At 73.2% G+C, this 26,430-nt stretch carries 1 protein-coding gene; it reads left to right on the plus strand.

From position 1 onward, the window contains the following. Window positions 1–7: 7 nt before the first annotated feature. Window positions 8–26,386: an EndoU domain-containing protein gene (locus tag AB0G63_RS00480; RefSeq protein ID WP_360741882.1), complete on the plus strand. Its 26,379-nt coding sequence runs from the start codon at window positions 8–10 to the stop codon at window positions 26,384–26,386. Window positions 26,387–26,430: the final 44 nt, after the last annotated feature.

The following is a 26,430-nucleotide window of genomic DNA, read 5'->3' on the forward strand; positions in this document are numbered from 1 at the left end:
ATCCAGCGTGGCGATCCAGGCCTCCAAGCCGGTCAACAACCTGCTCTTCGTCCTCATCGGCGAGAAGCTGATCCAGGCGAACGAGGATCTGGCGCGGGGGAGCCACGCCCCTTACCGCAAGCTGGCCAGGAACCTGGAGGAACTGTCCGACCTGATCGAGAAGTCGATCGGCAGCGCCGCCCGGGCGCTGCCGCCCCAGGCCGGGCAGAACTACGTGCGCGCGATGCGCATGTTCGTGGACGAGGGCGGGACCGCTCATCTCAAGCATTTCTCCAAGCAGTTGGACGACATCGCCGACGGCCGGGTCCGGACCTCGTACCAGATCATGGAGACCAAGTGGCAGATCATCGCCGAGGTGATCCGCCTCATGGCCGAACTGCTCGTGGTCTTCGCCCTGTCGGTGTTCAGCGGCGGGGCCGCGGCCGGCCGTGCGGCCGTGGCCAAGGCCCGCAGCCGTGTCGTGATCCTCACGCTCATGGAGACCCTCCTGCGGCGCACCCATGTGATGCCCGTCCTCAGTGAGGCGCTGGAGGAGGCGTTCCAGTCGTTCGCGGTCCGGCTGGGCATGATCGCGCTGACCTCCGGCGAGTTCAGCCCAAAGGGCTTCGACTGGACGGCGATCGCCGCGGACGGTGTCATCGGCGGTATCGCGGGCGCCTTCATGGCCCCGATCGCCAAGGGGGGCCAGAAGGCCTTCGACGCGATGAAGAAGAGCTTCAAGGGAAGCACGCCGGTCAAGAACGTCGCCGACGACGTCCTGCCCAAGGTCGGCACGAAGACGCCCCCCACAACGGTCAACCACCTGCCGGACCGGAAGAAGGGCACCGGGGCCGGGGTGCCGACGCCTCCGCCGGGACAGCACCTTTCCGGCGGAAGCCAGGCCCTCGGCGAGGCCGGCGCGGAGACCGTGGCCGAGTTCCTGGGCGGCGGCCTCATGTACGGCAACTGGTCCACGTCCTGGTCGTCGTTCGTGGGCGCGGGCCTGAGCAACAGGTCCGAGCACGTGCTGCACACCGGTGCCGTGGGCTCGGGTACGTGGATCAACAGCAAGTTCTCCACCTCCCAGCCCGTCGGGCCGGTCAACGGGCCCGATGCCGGGTTCGGCGCCGGGCTCGACGCCGGGGGCGAGGACGAGCAGGGCGCCGTCCCGGGATCCCCGGTGAGCGGTGCGCCCGCACGCACCGGCGACGGCGGCGACGGATTCGGCTCCGGCTCCGACCCGGCGTCGGCCGTGCCCACCGTCGGCGCCGACTTCACGGACCCGGGTCACATCGACCCGGCGGTCCCCTCCGTCCACGTCGGGGGCACCGAGACACCTCGCGCCGCATCGGGCTCGGGCGGCGCCGGGCCCGCCACGCCCGGTACGCCGTCCTCGCGGCCCGCCACGACCGCCGAGACCCGCACGCCGGCCACGGGCAGCACGGGCACGCGGCCCGGCACCGGCCCGGACGAGGACACCGAGGGCACGCCGACGCACGTCACCGGGCCCGGCGAGGACGCCGAGGGCACGCCCACACCCGTCACCGGATCCGACGGCGCCGCTCCGGCTGTCCCGGACCCGGCGTCGCCCGGCGGCGCGGTCCCCGGCCCGGATGCCGCGTCCCCCGTCGCCCCGGCCACCACGGGCGCCGTACCGCACACCGCTTCGCCGGCCCCTCGGCCCGCCACGGTGACGGAACCGGCGGCGCCGCGCCCGGTCCGGGGCGCCGCCACGGACCCCGCGGCGGCGGACGACCACCCCACCACCGGGGACGACACGGCCACCGACGACCCGCACACCGTGGGGCAGACCCCGGCCGCCCCCGACGCCACCACCACACCCGAACCCGTCACCACCGAGGCCACGGCCGAGACCACCACTCCGACCGCGCCCATCGACACGCAGGGCCCCTCCGACGTCCCCGCCGCCGTGCCCACGACGGCCCCCGACCGCACCACACCGGCCACCCCGGCGGCCCCGGTCAGCACACCGGCCGCCGCCGGCCCCACCGCCCCACCGCGCCGGACCCCGCCCGTCACCGACCCCACGGCAACCGACCAGCCCACCACCGGGAACGACACCGTCACCGACGGCACACACACCATCGGGCAGCCCCCCGCCGACCCCGACGACACCACCACACCCGCGCCCGCACCCGCCACCACCGAGACCGCCGCGGCCACACCCAGCACACCCACCGAGACACAGGACGCGTCGACCGCGCCCACCGCCCCGGTCAACCTGCCCACAACCGCCGCCCCCGACCGCACCACCGGCACCAACCCGGCCGCCACACCACGCACACAGGCCACCACCGACCCCACGGCCACACCACGCCGCACCCCGGTCACCACCACCGACCCCACGGCAAACGACCAGCCAACCACCGGGGACGACACCGTCACCGACGGCACGCACACCGAACCCGTGCACACCGTCGGACAGACCCCCGCCGACCCCGACAGCACCACCACAACCGCACCCACCACCACCGAGACCGAGGCGGCCGACCGGGTCCGCGGGCCGGTCCCGGGTTCCGGCCGGGTCTCCACCGTCTCCGGCGCCGGGACGCCGGCCGCGAGCGGCTCCGGTTCCGCCGGTGACGTACGAGCGGCGCGGGAGCAGGGCGAGGTCCGCCCGTCCGAGCGCCCCGCCACCGCGTCCGAGGCGTTCCCCGGCACGGCGGAGACCGTCCCCGCCGCGCCCGCGGACGACGTGGCGTCGGCGGAAGACGTTGCGCCGGCGGTGGACTACGCCCTGGTGAGCGGCGACGACTTCGACCTCTTCCCCTACCCGGAGAGCCGCGAGGGCGAGCAGGTCTGGCGGTTCTCGAACCTGCCGCCGGAGCAGGTGTTCCGGGAGGGGTTCCACCCGGACGACACGGCCAACGTCGTGCCCGTCATGGAATGGGTGACCGAGAATCCGCCCGCGCAGTTCGTGGCCACCACCCGCGACCGCGAGCTCTGGTTCGGCGACCGCCGCTACCGCTACCAGATCGACACCACCCGCAACGCGCACGACCCCACCGGCATCGACGTCAACGCGACGATCGGCATGAACCTCGACGAGCAGGAGATCGCGTTCACCGGCCCGATCGCCGCGCAGGCGGTCGTCAGCGTCTTCGACCGCGAACTGCACCGCACCGGCACCTGGAACCCCGCCGCCGAATCGGTCGACTGGACCACCGGTGAACTGCTCGCCTCGGGCGAGGTGGACACCGACCGCTGGATCCCCTTCGGCGGCGACGGGAACCCCGAGGCGTTCACCTTCACCCCCGCCACGCCCGGCACCCGCACGGTGAGCCGCCTCGTCGACGGCGAACTCGTCGAGTTCGACGCGCCGTGGCAGGTGAGCCGCCCGCAGGGATCGGGTGAACGCACACGCGCGGGCTATTCCTGGGCCCACTACCGCGGCGCCACTCCCGCGCAGGACACCATCAACCTCACCCGCCGGGTCCACCTGGCCGCCCAGGACGCATCCCCCGAGCAGATCACCGCCCTGCGAAACGGCCTGCGCACGGCGCTGGAGGACGTGGTCAACCGGCGCGACCACCGCCTGCCGGCCCTGCAGCCCGACCAGGTCACCGGCCCGTCCCTGCCCGGACCGCTGCTGCGCGTCGACGTACGCTTCGTCGACTCCCCCGCCGACGCCGACTCCGTCGTCACCGTCCGCCAGGGCCTGCCCACCCCCGGACAGCCCATGGTCCAGAACACCTGGTACACCGGCGTGCACGCCGCCGCCTACGTCCACGAGATCGTCCACGGCCTCGGCGTCATCGACGACAACCCCGACCCCCGGGTCCTGCTCACCCCCGGCGGCCGCGGCGAACAGCACCTCGCCGACGGCGAATCCAGCCTCATGGGCCCCTTCACCGACCCCGCACAGCAGAACTTCGTCCTCACCACCGACCACCTCCGGCAGATCTCCGACGTCCTCAGCCCGTATCTGCACCGGAGCGTGAACGGGACCGGGGCCGCTCGGGAACTCCCGGTCACCCAGGAGGCGGTCGCTCCGTCCACCGAGCCGGAGGTCATCTCCGAGCCGCAGGAGGGGGAAGCGGCGCAGCACCCGGGCCCCGACGGGCTGCCGGCGGTGAACTACGCCGTGGTCCCGGACCCGCGCCAGTTCGTCGTCGAGGTCCGCGGAGAACGCCTGTTCAGGTTCTCGGGCAAGACGCCGGAAGAGGTGTTCGAGAACGGATTCTCCGCCGAAACCTCCAAAGCCGGCCCGACGCTGATGAGATACGCGCAGCTGAACGGCCCCGCTCCCTTCGTGTCCACCACGCGCAACATCGACCTGTGGTTCAGAGAGCGCCGCTACCGCTACGAGATCGATTCGAGCCGCAACCCGGACCCGGTGGGCATCGACCTCAATGCCACCCTCGACGCGGAGCGCCGGGGCGGTTTCCTCGCGATTCACCAGATGTCACCCTTTTCACACGAAGAGGAAGTCACCTTCACGAACGCGCTCGCACCGATGGCGATCGCGAGCGTCTACGACCGAGAGCACAGGCGCACGGGTTACTGGAACCCGAGCCGCAGGAGCGTCGAGTGGCTGCCGGGCGACCGTCACTCCCCGATCCCGGTGGATCCGTCGCAACTCGACCCGGACGACCGTTCCTACGTGGTCCCCAGCGCCATCGGGGAACGCCTGTGGCGGTTCTCCGACGAGTCGGAGAACCCGGAACTGGTCCTGCGGGACGGTTTCCGGGCCGCCGGCTCCGACGAGACGCCACGGCTCGTGGACTGGGTGAAAGGGGACCGGTCGGCTCACTTCGTCCCGACCACGCGGAATCACGCCCTTCACCGCGGCACACAGCGCTACCGCTACGAGATCGACCCGACCTGGAACTCCGTACCCGTCGGGGTGGATGTCGCCGCCACCATCCGCAGACAGCAGCAGGCGGGAATGGTGCCGGCCGAGTGGACCCACCCCCGCCTCACGGATGAGGTGGTCTTCCCCGGCACCATCGACTCCAGGGCCGTCCTCAGCGTCTACGACACGGTCGAGAACCGCACCGGCCGGTACGACCCGGACACGGACACCGTCGAGTGGACCGACGGGCAGCACCAGCAGGTGGAGAGGGGGCGGGTGCAGCAGCTGCTCGACGGCCTGATGGGTTCTCTGCAGGCCATCTGGGAGACGGTGCGTACCCAGGGCCGCGCCGCCCTCCAGTGGTTCACGGGGCTGCTCGCGGCCGTGCGCGACCATCTCCACGGGCTGACGCGCCCCGTGGACCCGTCGGCGGGCAGCGTCGCCGCGGCCCCGGGCGACGGCACCCTGAGCCCGACGGTCGCGGAGCAGACGGGTCCGGAGACGGTCACGGAGCACACCGGCCCGGAGACGGTCACGGAGCACACCGGCCCGGAGACGGTCACGGAGCACACCGGCCCGGAGACGGTTGCGGAGCACACGGGCCCGGAGACGGCCACCGACGGCCACACCGTGCCCGGCCGGCCGGCGACCACGGAATCCGCTCCCGTTGCGACGGCGGCGGACGACCCCGACGTCGCACCCGCGGTCGACTACCGGGTCGCCGGGGACGGCACGCGAGCGGCGGACGGACAGCGCGGGGACGATACCGATCCCGTGCAGCCGGACGCCGCTGCCGGGTCACTTCCGGACACGGCGGCGCTGTCGCCGGCGGCCGGGACGGCCCTGCGGGCCCAGATCGAGGCACACCAGGCCCTTGAGGAGGCCCAACGCGCCTTCGAGCAGACCGAGTTCTCCTTCCGCTCGGGGACGAACCGCGCCGGCGACCCGGCCGCCGAGGATGTCGTCGCGGCCTGGCAGAACGTCGTCGCCGCCGATCGGCGTGTGGAAGAGGCGGAGCAGAACTGGCAGCGCGTCACCGGATCGCCGGCGCCGGCGGTGGCGGACCATCAGACTCGCTCCTGGTTCGACCGGCTGCGGGACTACGTGGCGCTCGTCCTGCGCAGGCTGGGTCTGCTGCGGTCCACGTCCGCCCGGGTCTCGGACGTCACGCCCGAGGACGTGGCCGCGGTCCTCGCGCTGCGGCCCATGCCGCTGACCCAGGCCGGGGCGGTGACCGGCGCACAGGACGACCCGGAGGCGCCCGGCGTCTCCCAGATGATGGTGCCGAGCGGCCGTGACCTGAACCTCGCACTGCGGCTGATGACCACCGATCCGGCGGTTCCGCAGACCGAGGCGGAGGAGGAGTTCCACGCCGAGCTGCGGCAGCTCCGGGCCGCCGTCGCCCACCATGCGGCGACGGAAGACTCCGTGGCGAACGACGTGTACGGGCGGATCCTGCGGGAACGGCTGGACAACGTCACGGAGGACCTGGAGGTCTTCCGCGCCATGTGGCCGCGCGGCGTCTGGCAGCAGCTCCGACCTCCGCAGATCGCGGCGATGGTGATGGCGGAACGGCGTGCCCTCCAGGTCGCCGATACCGAGCGCCGGGCACTCGTCGACAAGCTGCGCGGCGGGGAGTGGGCGTGGACGGCCGACTACCCGCTGGACGACGGGCAGATCGGGACGCTGATCGACCGCGTGCACGACTTCCTGCGCCACGACATGGTCCTGACGTCCAACAAGAAGCCGGGCCGGGTCCTCGACGACGGGCGCACGTTCCTCGACCTGATCCTGGACGACCCCGCGGTTCTCTTCCGCAACGCGTGGGTGACCAAGCGGAACGACCACCACTACCTCCAGGCGCGCGGCAGGGCCGAGGAGCTGATGGGGTACGCCGCCACGGTCAAGCGGACCAAGGAGGCCGGCGGCAGCTACGAACCCGAGGAAGGGCGCCCGCTGGCCGACGGCGAGGAATTCGTTCCGACGGAGGAGGACCGCAGGGACACCCCGTCGTACGCCTCGCTGATGTCCCCGCTGCGGACCATGGGCCTGCCCACGTACGGGCGGATGCTCTTCCACCTCGATCCCGGGCTGCGCGCCAGAACGACCTACACGCCTCGGGACAGCTTCGCCCCCGGCCTCCAGGGCGCGCGGGGCATCACCTCACCCGACCACCTGCTGCCGCTGCTCGTGCACGGGGACGAGCGGGTGGTGCGGCTCGCCTTCGCCGAGGCGACGGACTTCGCGTACGACGAGGAGTTCCGGACCCGGCGGGACGAAGACAGGCTGGCGATGCCGGGCTACTTCGAGGCCCAGATCCACGGCACCGTCGGCTGGCGGGACGTGAACCGTGTGGTCCTCATCCACCGCCCGCACGAGCACGACGTGTACGCCGCGTACAGGGACCGCCTGGAGGCGTTCGCGAGGCAGCACGGTCTGGACTTCCAGGTCGAGCTCCACCTGCACATCAGCGTGCTCGACCGGTTGACGGCCGCGGCGCCGGATCCGGACCCGGCACACGCACCGGTCTCGCCGTCCGGTCCGGAGGCGGACTCCGACACCACCGTGCCCGGCCGGCCGGCGAGCACGGAATCCGCTCCCGTTGCGACGGCGGCGGACGACCCCGACGTCGCACCCGCGGTCGACTACCGGGTCGCCGGGGACGGCACGCGAGCGGCGGACGCACAGCGCGGGGACGATGCCGTTCCCCAGGACGACGAACGCGACGGTTCCGCACCGGAGGACACCGCTCAGGCCGGGCGGGAGAGCGTCGTCACGACCACACCGCCTGCTGAACTCACCCGCGCGCGGGCCGCGTTCGAGCAGCGCGTCGGCGCCCACCACCACGCCGATCCGGCGGCGCTCGCGGCCGCCCGCTCGGCCGTCGCGCGGCTGCGCGAGGTGCTGCACGCCGCCTATCCGCCACCCGGGCACAGCGCCGAGGTCGTCGACGCGTCGTTCTTCACGACCGATCCGACCAGTGCGGGGCAGACCGTCCTGGCCTCGGCGACCTCCAGCACGGACGCCGTCGACCGCCTGCTCGCCGAGGGGTCGGTGCGCGAGCTGATGACGGCGTTCTTCAACGCCGCCGGGAAGAAGGCACTGTACGAGAGGGACGCGGCGGTTCCCTCGCTGACCGCCCTGCTGCGGTCCGTGCTGAGCCCCGGTGACGTCTCGTCCGCCGCCGACACCGGGATGCCGCTGGCCGACCGGCTGGGTCTCGACCGCGAAGCACTGGCGGCCTATGCCCGGTTCGTGCACGGCGGTGACCGGCGCGAGCTCCAGGAGGCGCTCGCGGCGGATCCCGAACTGCGAGGCCAGGCCTACCTGTTCGACGCGTCGGACCCCTTCGCCCTGGGCAGTCTCGCCGCCCACAGCACGACGGGCGCGGCCAAGGACCCGTGGGAGATGGTCCGCAGCCAGATGTCCCGTGTCGCACGGCCGGCCGGGGAGCAGGAGACCGGCCCGGCGAAGAAGACCCCCCGCGACTACACCTACCTCGGCGCCCGCCTGACGGACGGTGAGCGGACCTTCCTGAGCCGGAACGAGCGGCCGCTGTCCCTGGTCGGCTTCGACATCGAGGAGATCCCGCTCGACACCCTCACCTTCGACGCTGCGGGCGACCCCGACGTCACCGGCATCCTGTCCCGCCCGGACGTCACCGCCGTCGAGGTCCAGCGGCCCGCCGCGCCGGCCGACACGACCGCGGAACACGATCCCGACGTGCCCTCGGCGCGGCCGCGCCCTCCGGTGGAGCGGGTCTTCGCCGTCGTACGGAAACCCGTCACGGTCGAGGCACTCCGCGCCGGCGATCTGAAGGACCCCGACGAGCAAGGACCGGAACTGCCCCTGAGCTGGGTCGAGGGGATCGCCTACTGGACCCTGGACGAGCGGTCCCCGTGGTACCGGCGCTGGCACGACGGGCAGGGGATGCCACTGGTCGCCGGCGTCTCCGGCACGACGCTGCGCATGCTCAGGGCCTTCCAGTGGCTGAACGTCCCGGCCACGAGCGCCGTCGACTTCCGCAAGGCCCTGATGGGCTGGATGCTCCCGGGCCAGGACCACTCGCTGTTCGAGATCGTGCGCGCCTCGCACCTGGCCGACGTCTCCTCGCCGCAGGAGGAGGCGGCGCTGCGCGCGGGCGTCACCGGCCTCTACACGATTCCCGGAGTCGTTCCCGCCGGGCTGGTCCCGCCCGGCGCCGGGACGGCGACCGGGCCCGGCGATGTCCCGCCCGCCGTGAACTACGACATGGTGCACCCGAAGGACCGCCCCCACCTGCGCACCACGGAGGGCGAGCAGGTGTGGCGGTTCTCCGGCGAGGCCCCGGAGACGGTGTTCCGGAACGGCTTCCGCTCCGACGGACCCGACGAGCAAATGCAGTTGTGGATGTGGGCCATGACGACGACAGCGCGTGCGCCGTTCGTGTCGACCACCCGCGACTTCAACCTGTGGTTCAGGAACAAGCGGTACCGCTACGAGATCGACTCCGCACGCAACTCCGACCCCGTCGGCATCAACCTGGAAACGACCATCCTGGTCCAGAAGGCCGTCGGCGTCCTGCCCCGGTCGTGGCGGAACACCTACGCCGAGCAGGAGATCACCTTCACCGGCTCCATCGACGCGGGGGCGGTCGTCAGCGTCTACGACAGCGTGGAGGACCGGACCGGTGTCTGGAACGCCGCCGAGGAGCGGATGGACTGGTACCCGGGGCAGCACCAGGTTTCCCGCAGGCCGCGTGGAATCGCGTACCCGGCCGGGCGGAACGGGAACGGCCACGGGGCCGCGGGGACGGACGGTCCGCTGACGCTGCTGGGATCCGGCCGGGTGGGTACCGACCGCTGGATCCCCTTCGGATCCCCCTCCGGCCGGCGCTCGGCGACCGGATCCTCCGAGCCCGGCTCGGTGCCCGAGGCCTTCGTGCTCACCCCCGGCCAGGACGGCGAGCGGCCCCGCGTGGAGCGGATGACGCAGGTTCCGTCCGGAGAGCGCACGCAGGTCGGCTACACATGGGCCCACTACCGCGGTGCCACCCCCGCGCAGGACACCGTCCGCCTGACCCGCCGGGTCCACCTGGTCACCGAGGACGCCTCCGCCGAGCAGGTCGCCGCCCTGCAGAGCGGCCTGGTGACCGCCACGGACTTCCTGATCAACGAGCGCGACTACCGCCTGCCCCCCTTCCAGCCCGACCGGCGCAGCGGGCAGACGCCGGAAGGCCCCCTGCTCCGGGTCGACGTGCGCTTCGTCGACTCCCCCGCCGACGCCGACTCCGTCGTCACCGTCCGCGACGGCCGGCCCACCGCCGGACAGCCCATGGTCCAGGACACCTGGTACACCGGCGTGCACCCCGCCGCCTACGTCCACGAGATCGTGCACGGCCTCGGCGTCATCGACGACACGGCCGACCCCCGGGTCATGCTCACCCCCGGCGGCCGCGGCGAACAGCACCTCGCCGACGGCGAGTCCAGCCTGATGGACGCCTTCACCGACCCCGCACGGCAGAACTTCGTCCTCACCCCCGACCACCTCCGGCAGATCGCCGACGTCCTCAGCCCCTACCTCCACCACGGCACCACCGCCGACACCGACACCGCAGGGCCCGCTCCGGCAACGGCCACCGCCTCGGATCCCGTCCCCGCCTCCGGCCCGACAGCGGGGCCGCAGGCACCGGAGGCCGGCCTGGCCCCGTCGGACGTGGCGCCCGCGGTGCGCGACGCAGGACAGTGGAACCAGCAGGACGAGGACGACGCGCAGCACCCCGCCGCGCCTTCCAGAGGCATCCTGAAGCTCCTGTGGGCGAAGGAGGCCGAGAACCTGAACGGCTCTGCCGCATGGGAGGCGGTGGCCGACGCAGTCAGCGACGGTGAGGTCAGGGTGAGCGCGGCAACCGTGCGTGCCTGGCGGAACGGCTGGACTTCCCCGGATGAGGCGATGCGCGAGCGGATCGCCGAGCAGGCCGCACGCGTCATCCCCGAGAGACTCCACACCTACCGGACCACCCTGTCCCACCTGACCGACTTGGTCCGCACTTTGAAGACGCAGACAGCCGTGGCCCGGCACCTGGGTGTCCCGCCCGGCACGGTGCGCTCCTGGCTGAAGGGCGGAAGCATTCCGGACACGGACACCACTCGCACGATCGACGAGGTGTACCGCCAGTTGCGGGAAGCCGGTCCGGGCATCGAGACCGTGACCCCGCGACCGGTTTCCGAGATGGGCGCCGGTACCGGAACACTCCCGCAGGTTCGGCAGCAGCAGGACGTTGCAGGCGTCTCGGACGACGCACTGTCCGAAGGATGGCAGGAGGAGCTGGAAACAGCCGCGCTGCACGCGGAGGACTTCGCGCTCCTCGATCTGGGAGACTCGCCCGAGCAGGGCGAGCGATCCCCGCGGGACCTGCGGCCGGTCGAGCCCGGCGAGCCGTCCGGCGATGCCGTCGCGGCCGATGCTCCCCTCCACCAGCCCCCGGCCGACAGGTCCGTCAGCTCGACCGGCGAGGGGGGTGATCGGAGCGCTGCGACCCGGCCGGCCGGTTCCTCCGCAGGACAGCCTCCGGAAAAGCGGCAGCGGCTCAACGACGAGTCCGGTACGCACGAGCCGGACCTGCCGGACTTCGACTGGCTCGGTCAGCCCGTAGGGTTCGACGAACTGCTCGACGATCTCCTCCCGAACGATCCGTCGGACGCCGCTCAGCGACAGGACACCACCGCGCCCTCCAGCAGCATCCTCAAACTCCTGTGGGCGAAAGAGCGGAGCAACCACCAGAGCGCGTGGGCCGCGAAGTGGGCTGTGGCCGCCGCGCTCAGCGACGGTGCTGTCGTGGTGAACCAGGAGATGCTCGATGACTGGCTGGAGGGCAGGTCCGTCCCGGATCAGGCGATGCGCGAGCGGATCACCGCGCACGCCGCACGCGTCATCCCCGAGGAACTCCACACCTACCGGACCACCCTGTCCCACCTGACCGACCTGGTCCGCGATCCGGCCGCATACACGGCCGTGGCCCGGCAACTGAATGTCGACCCCGACACGGTGGGCCACTGGCTGGACGGCACCCACATGCCGGACGCGGCATCCACCGACAAGATCAACGAGCTGTACCACCGGCACTTCCCGGCACCCGAGCCAGACGCCGACCACGAAGAGCCCTTGGACCTGTCCCACCTGGACCAATGGCTCGACCAGTGGGCCGTGGCCGATGAACCGCTCGCACAGCAACTCCCGGGAGACACGACACAGCATCCGGAGGATCCGGAAGCAGCAGCCGAGACCGGCCCCACCCCCTCTGTCCACGCGGTGGAGAGCCGGTACGGCGACGCGGAGGACATCCTCATGGAGGACGCCTCGCCAATGCCGTTCGACGTCATGGACGACTACTCCAGTACCCCCTTCGACGTCATGGACGACTACTCCAGTACCCCCTTCGACGTCATGGACGACTACACCCGGATGCCGTACGAGGATGAGGCGCCGGATACGGATGACGGGCCGACGGAACACCGCTCCACGGAGGCCGACGCCTCCGTGGCAGCGACGATGACGGAGCCCCCCGGCAGAGCGCCCGCGGCCGATCGCCGGACCTCTGGGGATCCCGCGCGGTCCGCGGACGAGAGGGACGAGGGCGATGCCGTTCCCCAGGGGGACCGGCGCCCCGGGGCAGCGGCGCATGACGCAGCTCAGGCCGGACAGGAAGACGAGCACGCGGGGACCGCTTCCGGGCAACCGGGTGCGCCCGGGGAACCGATCGCCGCACGTCTCCCGAGCAAAGCGTCGCGACGGGACACCACCAGCATCCTGAATCTGCTGTACGCGAAGGGGCGGCAGAACCAAAAGAGTTCTTTTCGTGCGCTCGAGGCGCTGGCCACCGCGCTCAGCGGCGATGGTGTCGTGGTGGACCCGGCGACGGTCGACGACTGGCGGAACGGCTGGGCATCCCCGGACCAGGCGATGCGCGAGCGGATCACCGAGCACGCCGCACGCGTCATCCCCGAGGAACTCCACACCTACCGGACCATCCTGTCCCAACTGACCGCCCTGCAACGCGCACTGACGACGCGGACGGCCGTGGCCCGGCACCTGGGTGTCCCACCCGGCACGGTGAACAACTGGATGAACGGCACACACCTTCCGGACCCAGCCTCCACCCTAAAGATCAACGAGCTGTACCACAGGCGGTCTTCGGCACAGCTCGCACAGCCTGACACGGCCGTCGAACTTCCCAGCGGACTCACCACAGACGGCGCTCAGCGGCAGGACACCATCCTGTCCTCCAGCACCGTTCTGAGACTGCTGTACGCGAAGGAGCGGAGGAACCACCAGAGCACGTTTGCCGCGCAGTGGGCTGTGGCCGCCGCGCTCAGCGACGACGCTGTCGTGGTGAGCCAGGCCATGCTCGATGACTGGCAGGAGGGCAGGTCCGTGCCGCGTTGGCCGATGCGCAGGCGGATCGCCACGTACGCCGCACGCGTCATCCCCGAGGAACTCCACACCTACCGGACCGCCCTGTCCCAACTGACCGACCTGCTCCGCGCACTGAAGACGCAGACGGCCGTGGCCCGGCACCTGGGTGTCAACCCGGACCGTGTCGGGCTTTGGGTGAAGGGCAGACAAATCCCGGACACAGCCTCCACCCGCAAGATCAACGACCTGTACCACCGGGCATTTCCGGCACCGCAAACCTCCCTGGCAGGGGCGAGTGCAGAGGTCGACCCCGGCGCGGCGCCCGCGGGGCAGGGCTCCCCTCGTCCGGGACAGCGGTCCGCTCCGTCGTCCCCGAGTGCCTCGTCCGCTCAGGGACCGGCAGGCAGCGGGGGCCTCACGGATACGGCGGACGCCCCCGGCACGGCTCAGGCCGGGGAGGACCCCGCCGGGCAGGAAGCGGCCGGGCAGGAAGCGGCCGGGCAGGAAGCTGAGACGCCGCGGGAGCGGTCGCTGCGCGCCATGGGACCCGTCGGGGACTGGCTGTCCGACACCGCGCAAGCCCAGCCCGGCTCGCAAGCGACGCAAGGCCGGCCCGGCTTCGACACGACACAGGGCTGGCCCGGCCTGGACACGAGCCGGCCCGGCGACGACAGCCCGCGCAGCGGCGATGGCACACCCGGCTTCAACGCGGGACGGATCCGGCGTTCCGGTGCGCGCTCGGCCCCCGTCGAGGGCGCACCGAGCACGGCGGAGGGCGCGGGAGGCGCCGGGGACGCCGGGCCCGGGTTCGCCGGCGGCGTCGAGATCGGCCGTGCTGCGGTCACTCCGCCCCGCGAGCAGACGACGCCCCTGGCCCCCTACATCACGCCCGCCGCGATCAGGCACTTCGAGGCGCGCCGGTACCGGCTGCCCGGCGGGGACTTCGGTACCAGCGCGGTGGTACGCGTGTTCCTCGACGACGCGGACGGCGCGTCCCTCACCGACCAGCAGAGGAACGAGGTCGCCCGGCGGGCGCAGCAGGGCGTCGACGCCCGTTACAACCGCGGCTCCCGTCTACCCAACGGAGACCGGTTCCGGGTGTTCCTCGACTTCGTCAGGACCGCCGAGGAAGCGCACCAGCACATCAGGCTGCACCCCGAGATCAGCCGGGTGAACGCTCTGAACTGGGCGCTCGACACCGACTCCGACGTACTGGCCCACGAGGTGGGGCACCTGCTGGGCCTGCACGACGAGTACCGCGAGGTGGCCGCCGGCCGGCGCCCGGTCTACGCGGACGGGGCGCTGATGGACGGCCCCGCGCGGGTGGACGAGTGGGGGCGCCCCGACCTGGACATGGCGCACCCGCGTGAGGGCACGGCCGCCGGCCGCTGGTGGATTCCACCCCGCCATCTGCGGCAGATCGGAGCGGCCGTGGAGAGGGCCCTCGCGGCCACCGGGGGACACGCCGCCGGCGATCCGTCCCCCGCCACGGAGACCGCGCCGTCCGGAGGGGACGAACTGCCTGAGCGTGCGCACTTCTCCCTCGATGTCCGGCAGACCGTGCTCCACGGAGACCCGCGTCTGGGTACGGGCGGTCATCTCCCGCCCAGCGGCATGTCGGAGCGGCCGGGCCCGGTCGTGGTGGAGGGGACGCTCAACCCGAACGGCACCCACCGCGCGGAGTACCCGGACGCCCCCGGGGCCCGTCCCCGGCCGGCGAGCGACGTCTCGCCGTACCTCGACGTCGCGGACCCGGCCGGCACCCCGCAGCGGCCGGGGGCCGGACAGATGATGTTCCCCGCGCACTGGACGGAGGACGACGCCGTCTACGCCGCCGAGCAGGCGTACCTCGACGCCCGGCGGCACGGCGGGGTCCACAGCGCTCCGGGCCGGCCGGGCAGCCATGTCTGGGTGGGTGAGTACGCCGGAGTGCGTATCGAGGGAGAGCTGCGCCACGGCGTCTTCACCGGGTTCCGCCCCTCGGACAGCCAGCCCGACGGGCCTGCCCCCGGCTACGTACCGCCGCCGGTCTCCGGTTCGAGGAGCGGACCCGCCTTCGGGCAGCGGGTCGAGGACCTGTCCAGGTACGGCGACCGGCGCACCCGGACCGGCGTCCACCACAAGCCCGCACAGGACCTCAGCCTGCACGGTCTCCTGATCGATGACAGCCCACGGCAGGAGAACGGCACCTACCGGGCCACCGTCTGGTTCCTCGACCCCGCCGTGCGGCCCGGCGACCCGCGGGCGGCCGTACCGTCCCGCTGGCGTATGCACTCGGACGGACCCGAGCACGTCATGTTCCCCACCGAGTGGACACCCCGGCAGGTGCTGGACGCCGTGGCCAGGGCGCACGACGCGGCGGTGGCGACGGAGACGCGGAGGGAGCTGGAGGACGGCCGAACCTACCACTGGGTGGGCGAGGCCGACGGAGTCCGCATCGAGGGACTGGTCCGGGACGGCCGGCACGTCGCCTACCGGCCCACGCCCGTGCAGCCCCGCCTGAGCTGGCCCCGGCCCAATCCGGTCGCCGAGACGGCCTCCGTCCCCGCGGTCGTCTCCCGCGACGGGAGGAAGACGCGGTTCTCCGTCCAGCGGGTGCTCTACTCCGACGGTGCCCGCGAACACAACCTGTCCGCACGGCTCCATCTGGCTCCGGATCCCGGTGTTCCGGCGCCCCTGCTCAACGCGCTGTGGACGTACATGGAGAAGGTGGCCGGCAGCTACAACGGCCTGTACGCGAGGATGACGGAGGCACCGGCGGTCCGACTGTCGCTGCTCCGTACGGACACCCCGGAGGGAGCCGATCACGTCCTGCGAGTGACACCCGACGGACTCACGGACTTGCTGAACGGGCTGCCGGGACTCCTGGGCCTGCCCGAAACAGCCGCCGACCTCACCGCCCTGGTCCAGGACCTGGACCGGGCAGCGCCGGCCACGGCGTGGTCGCCGCTCGGCGGCACCGAGCCGGCTCCGGAGCAGCCGGTGGGCGAAACGGCCGCGGTGCCCGTCTCGCTGCCCCACGGCGGACGGACCGTCGACGTCAGCCACGTGCTGTTCGCCAATGGACAGCGCGGCCTCGACCTCACCTTCCGGATCCACCTGGAGCCGGCCCACGGCACCGATCCCGCGGTGGCGGACCAGCTCTGGAACCGCATGCGCAGGGCCGTCGACCGCGCCTACGGCGGCACCCCGCGGGCGGATCAGGCTCCGTTGGTCCGTGTGTCGCTGGCCCGCGTGGACAGCCCGCAGGAGGCGCACCACGTGGTCCCGGTGGGGCCGGACGGGGGCTCGCCGGCCGCGGACGACCTGCCCGGGCTCCTCGGTCTGCCCACGGCACCCCGGGAACTGGCGGGCGTGCTCCGTGCTCTGGACGCGGCCGCGCCGACGTCCGCCGGGTGGCTGCCGTCGGCCGCCGCCGACCCGGCGCGGGCGCGGACCGCGCTCGCGCGAGCCCTGGAACTGGCCGACCCGTTCGGCGGAGAGAGAACGCTACGGGAGGCCGGCACCGCGGCGAACAGCACACCGGGCGCCCGAGTTCCCACGTACAAGCAGACCGAGACCGACGGGCTTCTGGCGAACGTCTTCGCTCCCGGGGCGCCGCTCACCGCGCACGACGAGGCGGGCTTCCCCGCCGGGTGGTCCCGCGAGGACGTGCGCTACGCCGGGTACATGATCTCGAAGACCACGGACCCGCAGGCGGCCGTGCCCGACCCCACGCACCCGGGGCGAACGAGGGTCCGCGGCTCATTCGCCGGGGTGGAGCTCGACGTCCTGTCCGAGAACGGCAGGATCGTCGACGTCCGTCCGGTTCCGGCAGCGGCGGAACCGGCCCCCGCCGACGAAGCCGGGCCGGACGATCAGCAGCCGGAGGAGCAGGAGGCGCCGGGTACGGACGAGGAGACCGCGGCGCCCTCCACGGAGGCCGGCGGCCCGGCCGAGGAGACCACCGCGGGTGCCGATGACGCGTCCGACGGGACGCGGCACGCCACCGATGACACCTCGGACGCCCGGCGTCCGGCGGAGGAGGCACGGGACGGTCGGCCGCTCGACGGTGACGCCGACCCGGCCGTGTGGGACCGCCTGCGGCGACACCTGCGGGGCATCTGGGACATGATCACCGAGCTGCCGGCGAGACTCGGCGCGTGGGCGGGCCGCGTCTGGCAGTCCGTCGTGAACCTGCTCAACCGCAACGCCCACCCGCACACCGAGCCGAGCCCCGCCGCCGAGCCCGACGCGCCGTTCAGCGGCACGCAACCCGAAACACCCGTCCCCGACGCGGAACCCGAAGCACCCTTCCCCGGCGCGGTGGAGACCGACCGTGCCCGGATCCGGCCGCTCAGGCTGCAGCTGGTGCGCACCGACGACGTGGAGCAGGCCCATCACACACTGTTCGTGGCCGGGCGTGACTTGGGCCTCATGACCAGCGGAATCGCCGACTTGCCGCCGAGGAGCGGCGGCGAGCTGCGCGCCTTCGTCGAGCGGCTGGTGAACGACTCGGCACCGTCCGCCGACGCCTGGCGACCGCCCGCCGACGCCGACCAGCAAGACGGACCTCAGGCCCTGAGTCAGACCGCCGAGCGGCTCGCACTGGCCGACCCGTCGGACCCGTCGGACGGCACTCAGGGACAGCACCCCGCCGCGCCCTTCAGCAGCATCCTCAAACTCCTGTGGGCGAAGGAGGAGCAGCACCGGGACCCCTCTGCCGCGTGGACGGCGTTGGCCGACGCGTTCAGCGACGGGGAGGTCAGGGTGAGCCCGGAAACGGTGCGTGACTGGCGGGACGGCAGGTCCTCCCCGGACCAGGCGATGCGCGAGCGGATCGCCGAGCACGCCGAACGCGTCATCCCCGAGGAACTCCACGCCTACCGGACCACCCTGTCCCATCTGACCGAACTGGTCCGCACCCTGGATTCACAGACGGCCGTGGCCGGGCGACTGGGTGTCACCCGCCAAACGGTGAGGTTCTGGCTGGACGGCACGCGCATGCCGGACGCCGCATCCGCCCTCAAGATCAACAACCTGTACCAGCAAGTGCCGGTTCCCGAGGAGGAGGTGTCGTCCGGAGGACGGCAGGAGGAGCCGTCCGGCGGTACCGTCGCGGCCGACGCACCCCTCCAGCCCCCGGCAGACGGGTCCGCGAGCACACCGAACGCCCACCCGGAGGACGACACCGCACCCGAGCCGGAGGACCAGGCCGCGCCCGAGCCGGAGGACGACGAGGAGCGGCCGGGAGCCGGTGAGGAGGCCGGTCAGCCGGAACCGGAGGCTCTCGACGGCGCCGCCCCGCGCGAGCGGACGCCGGCCCCCTCCCGTATCGAGACGCAGCTCGACACGCACCGCCCGCCCCGCGTGGACCGCACGATGCCGGCGCCGTCCGCCGAGGACGGGCCGGTGGTCTTCACCGACGGCAGCCGGCTGCCCGAGTACCTGACGTCCGGATACGGCGACGGGGACGACCGTTCCCACAGCTACGGCCACAGCCGGGTCGCCCTGCGCGGTGCCGACCTGGTGGTGGCGGAGATCGCCGGGCGTCTCGGCGGCCCGAACGCCGAGCCCGGCCTGCGCGAGGCGCTCGCAGACCTGCGCCGGGCCATGGACGCCACGCCGCAGGTCTTCACCGGCGACGGGTACGAGTCACCGGCGTTCGGCGACGGGACGAGGACGGTGCTGCGGGTGGTCACCCGTCCGCACGGCAACTGGGAGCGGTTCACCGACGTCCACGCCACCCCCGTCAAGATCGACGCCGCCCACCGCAGCCAGACCGGCGACGGCCGGACCGGCGTGGGAGGCAACAAGGCGAGGATCGGGCTGGGTCTGACGGTCGGCCCGCCGTCGGGCGTGGCCGGCTTCGGCCGCGTCAACTTCTCGCTGGGCGTCGCCGAGTCCCACGAGCACGCCCTGCAGGACCAGACGCTCAGCCAGGTGGAGAGCCGGGCGGCGGAGAGCTCGCACCTGCACTTGGACGACGTCCGGTACGAGGTCACCGTCGTCGGTGCGGCCGCGGACTCCCCTGCGGCGCGGAACGAGTTCGCCTTCTCGGTGCGCAACGGACTGACCGTGCGGCTCGCGGACAGCGCCACCTCCCCCGCCGAGCCGGGGCGGGTGCCGCAGCGGATGACGCTGGACGAGCACGCCGACTACCGGCTGGTGCACACGGAGGGCTTCGGACCGATCAGGCCGTTGCGGGACCGGCTCGTGGCGGAGATCGGCGCGGAGCCCGGCACCGCGGCCCACGCGTACCTCTCCGCCTTCTTCGGCGCGGAGCACTTCCAGCGGGCCGCCGACCGGCTGGCCAGGGGCGGCGTCGCCACGGAGGTGCTGTTCGACGAGGACGGCGCACCGCTCGGCGCGTTCGTCGTGGACCGGGTCGTGCCCGGGGAGGCCGTGCTGCTCACCGAGAGCCAGGTCTTCGAGATGCGCAACACGCTCCAGCAGACCGCCAGGAACGAACGGACGTTCTCCCGCTCGTCCACCCTGGGCGTCGAGGTCACCGTCGGCCCCAGCGCGAAATTCGCAGTCCTCGGGAAGGTCATGGCCGGAGGCATCGTCGGCCGGGAGCACACGGTCACGGACAGCAGCGCGTTCGGCGGCTCGGGCGCCCTCAAGGTCGTCGGCCGGGCGAAGAACGTGCCCACCGTCCTCTACCACGTCCGCAAGACCGTCTACGTGCGGCGGAGCGGCAGCGCGGAGACCGTCCGGTTCGAGACCTGGAGTCTGGACCGGATGACCCACACCGAGGCCCGCCGGCTGGCCGGCTGGGACGACGGCACCACCCTGCGCACCCGGCACGGCAACGAGCCCCGCCCCCCGGCGTACCTGGCCGACGACCGCCCCGCGCTGCTGGGCATGAGCAGACCCGAGGAGTTCCGCTGGGAGGACGGTGAGATACCGGCAGGCGCGTCGAAGGGCTGGCTGGGGACCTTCACCGACCAGGTGGTCCGGGCGGCCGCGGAGCGGTATCCGGGCGTCCTGGCGCCTCTGGAGGCGTTCACCGACCCGGCCGATGCCCGCTGGCGCGACCGGGAGCACTTCGTCATGGCGCTGCAGAACACCCTGCGGGTGCGCAACGCCCTCTCCCACCACAGCGTCGCCGGCAACCTGGGGGTGATCACCACCACCGGACTGACCATCCCCCTGGACGTTCCGCGCGCCACCTGGACACGCTCGCAGCTCACCCTCCGTATCGGCGGCGAGCTGACGCAGCGGCGCTACGAGGGCACCCAGAACGACCTGATCCTGCGCACCAGCGCCCCGGGCACGGAGCGGCTGGACGGCTCCTCCGCGGTGAACGACACCACGAGCTGGGGCCTGGAGGCGCGGAGCGGTGTCACGGACCACGCCACCGTCTCGGGCCGTGCGATATGGGGGCGCAGCCGGGGCCGCGGCACGCAGTACGGGGCGAGCGTCACCTTCGAGCCGCTGGCCGCCAGCGCCCGCCCGTCCCACCTGCACAGCTACCGGCTGAGCCTGACGGTGGCCGTCGAGGGCTTCGCCCGCTACCGCTCGGTGCCGAGAGCGCTGTCGCTGGGCACCCTCGGCGCGCGGCCCCAGGAGAGCCGGGACCTGATCGGGGGCGAGGCGGGTACGCCGTTCACCGGCCGCGTGGTGCTTGCCGTGCCGGACGAGCACACGCTCCCCGCGCTGGACTCCGTACCGGAGGACCGGGCGGTGGGCGAGCGCCCGCCCGCCACGCACGGACCCGACTCCGACTCCGTCGGCGAGAGCCGGCCGTCGGACGCCGGCACCGAGCCTGCGGCGGACGAGCAGACAGGAACGGACGCTGAGACGGCGGCGGATGAGCAGACAGCAACGGACGCGGAGTCGGCGCCGGGCGCCGAGTCTGAGGAAGACGCGGAGTCCACACCGGACGCCAACTCGGCGCAGGGCGCGGACTCGACACCGAACGCCGAGTCAGCGCCGGCCGCCAACCCGGCACCGAACGCCGAGTCCGCACCGGCCGCCAACCCGGCACCGGACACGGAGTCCGCGCCGGACGCCGAGCCGGTCGTCCCCTTCCAGGTCCTGAGCCAGGCTCGGGCGCGCGCCCTGCTGGACGGCGTACCGGCCGCCCTCGACGAGGAGGCGGCGGGCGAGGCCCGGGATTGGGATGTGTTCCGCGGCCACGCCCATCAGACCGTCAGCGTGGGCTCGCCCCTGGCGCTCGCCGGTGCCGCCCAGGACCTCATGGCAGGGCTGTCCGGCGGTGCGTGGCACTTCACGCGGACCGGGGCCGTCCCGCACGACGCCATGGTGCGGCTCTTCCAGTCGCAGGCCCTCACCAGCGGCTTCGACCAGGCGTCCGGTCCGGCCGGCTCCCGGGCGACGTTCTTCGCCGAGGGCCTGCTGCGGCACCGGGTGGCCGAGCTGGTGCACCAGGTCCGGGTCCAGGACCTGCGCGTGATCTCCAAGCCCGTCAAGATGGGCACCGAGCTCGCCATCGGCAGCGACCTGAACATCGCGGGATCGGTCACCACGGGCAGCAGCTTCGCCCTGGCCCTGACCGCCGGCGGCAGGTACGGCACGCACCCCGGCGGCACCGAACTCATCTCGACGCACGGCCTGCGCTACGGCCGGGGCAGCTCGCGCACCGAGACCACCAGCGTGATCCGTACGGTCACCTCGGACGCCAACGCCGACGACGGCGGCCACAAGGTCCTGGTGGCCGGTGACACCCGGCACGACATCGCGGGTTCCGTCCACCTCGAGGGGCTGCTCCGCCCGGTGCTCACGCCCTTCCACCGCGGCGGTCCGGCCGGCGTCCGGCTCATCCTCCCGGACAGCTACCTCGGCCACCTCGGGGAGAAGACGGCCCACCGGCTCGGACTGCTCCGGGACGGTCTGGGCGAGGTGCCGCTGTACACGTCGCACGAATGGACCACCAGCACGTGGTGGCACGACCACCCGTTCGGCTCCTACCCCGTCAACTCCCTGGACGCCACCCGGGTGCTGGCCGACTTCGACCGGCAGCTTCAGGCCTGGCGGGTCGGGGACGCGGACCGTGAGCGGGTGCGCTCCCTGGTGACCCCCCGCGCCCTGCGGGCCCTGCGGGAGCAGATGACCAGCGGCGGCAGCACGGGGCGTACCCGGGTCGGCCGCTGGATCATGGGAGTCCGCCTCGGCAGCCGCCTGGGCACCCTCCGCGTCGAACTGGTCGCCGAGGAGTCGCGGTTCGACGGCCTCGACCACGGCGTGAACATCGAGGACACCCGCATCGCGACCGTGACGGAGTCGCGCGGCGGCTCGACGGGCAGCTCCAGGGCCTACGGGATCGGCATCAACGAGACCGTGCTGACGGTCCCGTCGAAGCGGGACCCGCGGCCGGGCGAAGTCGCTTCGGTTCCGGCGACGTTCGACGGGTCGGTCGTCACCTCCGAGCAGACGTCGAAGGGCCTCTCCCGCACGCGGACCCGGACGCAGCGGTTCTACGCCCGCGAACCGCACGCCCAGTACCGCACCGGATACCGGCTCCGGCTGACGCTGGACACGGGGCAGGGCACGCCGATCCACGAGGAGAACACGGTCGGGACGCTGCGCGAGTACGTACCGCTCAGCATGACCGCGCCGGGCCGGCGGTCGGCGCCGGCGGACGACCCGCTCGGTCCGCCCGCCGTGGCCCGGCCGCCGCGGACCGTCACCCGGTGGACGCCCGGCGTCACCGAGGGCGAGATCGAAACCTGGCGGTCCACCGGGCTCCCGGACGGCACCCGCGGCCCCTTCCGGCCGCCCGCCGTCGGGTGGATGGTGCGCAGGGTCGTGGGCCTGGACACCCTGCGGCAGGCCGCCACCGTGGCGCTGGGGGAGGCGTACGGGACTTCAGTGGCCCCCGACGGCGACGGTCCGCGCGAGCTCTCCGGGGCGGAACTGGACGCGGCATCGGCGCGTGCCTCCCGTAGCGGGCTCACCCGTCCCGGTACCGCGGCGGCGCTCGCGCTCGACAACGCGACCCGGGACGCGGCGCTGGCGGCCTTCTTCGCGGAAAGCGGCACCGCCGAGGGCTACACGGTCCCCGGCCTGAACGGGGAGGGCAGCGCGCACGGCGACTTCCGTCTCTACTCCAGGCCGGACCTGGGCCGGGCCACCCTGCTGGCGGTGGTGCCGGAGAGCACGATGGAGATCGCGGAGCGGGACACCGGGGCCGCGAGCCAGGCCCGGTCCCGCACGAGCGGATACGACTCCAGCGTCGGCGCGGCAGCGGCGGTGGCCGCCAAGACCGTCGGGTCGGTCGTGCCCTCCGGGAACCTCACGGGACCCAACGTCTCCGCCACCGACCGCTGGACGCGGGGCACCGCGGACGGCGCCCAGCTCACCGAGAAGCCGGCCGGCCGGAGTTTCGTGTTCGCGGTGCCGACCGACTGGCTCGGCGTCGCCGAGGTGGAGCGCTCCCGTCACTTGTTCGGCCGGGTCCGCCGCGTCCGGGCCGTCGAAGCGCGGACGCAGCTGATCACGGTGGTGCACGAGGACACGGCCCGCGAGCTGGGCCTGATCGACGAGGCGAACTTCCCGGCCCGGGTCGCGGACGCCTGGAACCAGGTCACCAAGGCGTCCAAGGCCTGGATCGCCGCCGACGAGGCCTACTGGAAGAAGCGCCGCACGCTCGCCGACCAGCCGGACACCACGCCGGGACAGGAACAGGCCGGCGACCCGGTGGACGTGGTGAAGCAGCAGCTCCTGCAGCCCCTGCTCGACGAGGCCGAGGCCGCCGCCGCGGAGTTCCACCGGGTCCGGGCCGCGGCGGACCGGCTCACCCGCTGGCACCAGCTGCCCGCGGAGCCGGGACGGTCCGGTGAACCGGAGCGGCGGCAGGGCCTCACCGAGCCCCCGCCGGTGGTGTACCGGGCGCCCCGGCAGGACGGGGCGAGCCCCGGTGCGCCGGCCGCCCGCTTCACCTCACCCGACGGGACGCCGGACCGGCTGGTCTCGCCCGAGGGCGTCTTCTACACGGTCCATGACGTCCCTGCCGACGGCGACGGGTTCTTCCACGCCCTGGCGGAAGGGGTGTACCACGCGTCCCCGGAGGAGTTCGGGCACTGGGCGACCGCGGCGGACCGTCAGGAGATCGTGCGCGACCTGCGGAGCCGGCTCGCCGATGAGCTGGACGACACCCGCGACGACGATCTGCTGCCCTTCACGTCTCCCGACACGAAGGACAGGTTCGACGACGCGGAACTGCGGGAGAGCGGCGTGGACTTCGCGCCGGAAACGCCCGAACGCCGCGAGTTCGAGGCCTCGGGGCACATGCCGCTGCACGCCGAGCTGCCGGCCCGACAGCGCGCTGCCCTCGCACGGGCGCAGCTGCTGCGTTCCGGTGACGCGGCGAAGGACGCGGGCTGGGACCACGGCGCGGCCGACCTGCTGCCCGCGCTGGCCGCCCGGCACTTCGGGGCGCGGATCACGGTCGTCGGCGCGGACGGCGCCTTCCAGGACTTCACGCCGCCGCCGTCCGGGGATCAGGACGCGGAGCGGGAGGCTGAGCAGGAGGAACTGCCGCGCGTCGTGCTCCAGTTGAAGGACCGGCACTACCGGCCGGCGCTCCCCGCCGGAGAGGACCGGCGCACGCCCGCGCTGCCCGCGCCGTCGCCCGCGCTGTCGCCCTCGGCGGACAGCGCCCCTGAGTCCGTCGCGCCCCAGTCCGTCCGGCCGCCGCGGCCCGCGCACGGCTCCGTGCCGTGGACGGCGGGCTCCGGCGCCTGGCGCCCCGCCTTCACGCCGGGGCGGGCGCCGTCGCTCACCGGCCCGGACGGCACTGTCCACACCCTCGTCGCGCCCGAGGGCGACGGCAACGGCTTCTGGTCCGCCGTCGCCGACGGCTTGCCGGGGCTCACCGGCGAGGAACGTGCCCTGCTGCCGGCCGGGTCGGCCTCTGCCCGCCCCGAAGGCGACCCGGTTGCGGTCGCCCCCGGGAACGGTGTCTGGGACGACGCCACCGAGCAGGCGGCGGCCCGGTACGCGGCCGACGTGCTCGGCGCCGACGTCACCGTGGTCGGAGAGGACGGCACCGTCCGCACCCGCGCCACCGGCGACCGATCGGACGGGCGCCCGCTGGTCCTGTACCGGAGGGGCGGGGAGTACCTGCTAGCCCGACCGGACCGTGGGACCGGCGACGGTTCCCCGGCCGTGCGACGCGACGGGACCGGTCACGCTGCTTCCGTCGGGTCCGGCAGCGAGGCCGAGGCCGCGCGCGACTCGGCGGACGCCGCTGCGGTGGACGGGGCGGAGGAGGGTTCCGCCGCCACTCGTCCGCAGAGCGACGCCACCGACGCCGGACCGGACGAGCGGACACCGGGCGACACCACCGACGCCACCGACGCCGGAGCCGAAGCCGCCCCCGACGTCATGTCCGCCCCCGAGCCCGCAGGCACCTCCGAGTCCGGCACCGCCCCCGAAGCCATGACCACCTCCGAAGCCATGGAGGTCCCCGAAACCGCAACAACCGCCGAAGCCGCGGAAACCTCCCAGGCCGAGGCAGCCCCCGAGGCAACGGCGGCCCCCGAGCCCCCGCACACCTCGGAGGCCAAAACCGCCCCCCGAGTCACCGCGACCGCCGAAGCCATGGAGGTGCCCGAGGCCACGGACACCTCCCAAGCCGACCCCGCCCCCGCCGCCACTCCCACCCTCACAGCGGCCCCCGAGCCCGCACTCACGTCCGAAGCCGAGAGCGGCCCCGAAACCACCACTCCCGAAGCCGTGGAGGTCCCCGAAACCGCCGAGGTCTCCCCGACCGTCCCCGGCTCCGAAGCCGCGGACGTCCACCAGGGCGCGGACCTCGACCGAGCCGAGAGCGGCTCCGGTGGAAGCTCCTCCGTGCCGGAGTCCGATGCCGAGCAGGATGTCGCCGCCGAGCTCCGTACGCTGCTCGACTCCCCGGAACTGCTGGCCACACCCGTGGCGCAGCACGACGTCGAGGGGCTGGCGTACGGTTCCAAGGCCGCAGCCTTCTGGCAACTGTCCCCGGGACAGCAGCGACTTGACGAGCTCGGGCTCAGTGCGGAAGATCGCGAACGCCTGCTGCGCCGGAACCTGGCGCTCTTCGCACCTGAAGTACAGGCCGCCTTCAACCGGTTGCCCATCCGTCGACTGCCCGGCGCGTCCCACCGGGACGGGGCGGCGGACCCGGCCGACCGCGCTGCCGCGGCGTCAGCCAATGCCGCAGAGTCAACCCGGGAGTCCGCCGGCGCACCTCCGCCGGCGGGGACCTGACGGCGCCTCGGCCGCAGGATCGCCACACCCTCCACACCGTCCCT

The organism is Streptomyces sp. NPDC020996 (genome assembly GCF_040641355.1).
Lineage (GTDB): Bacteria > Actinomycetota > Actinomycetes > Streptomycetales > Streptomycetaceae > Streptomyces.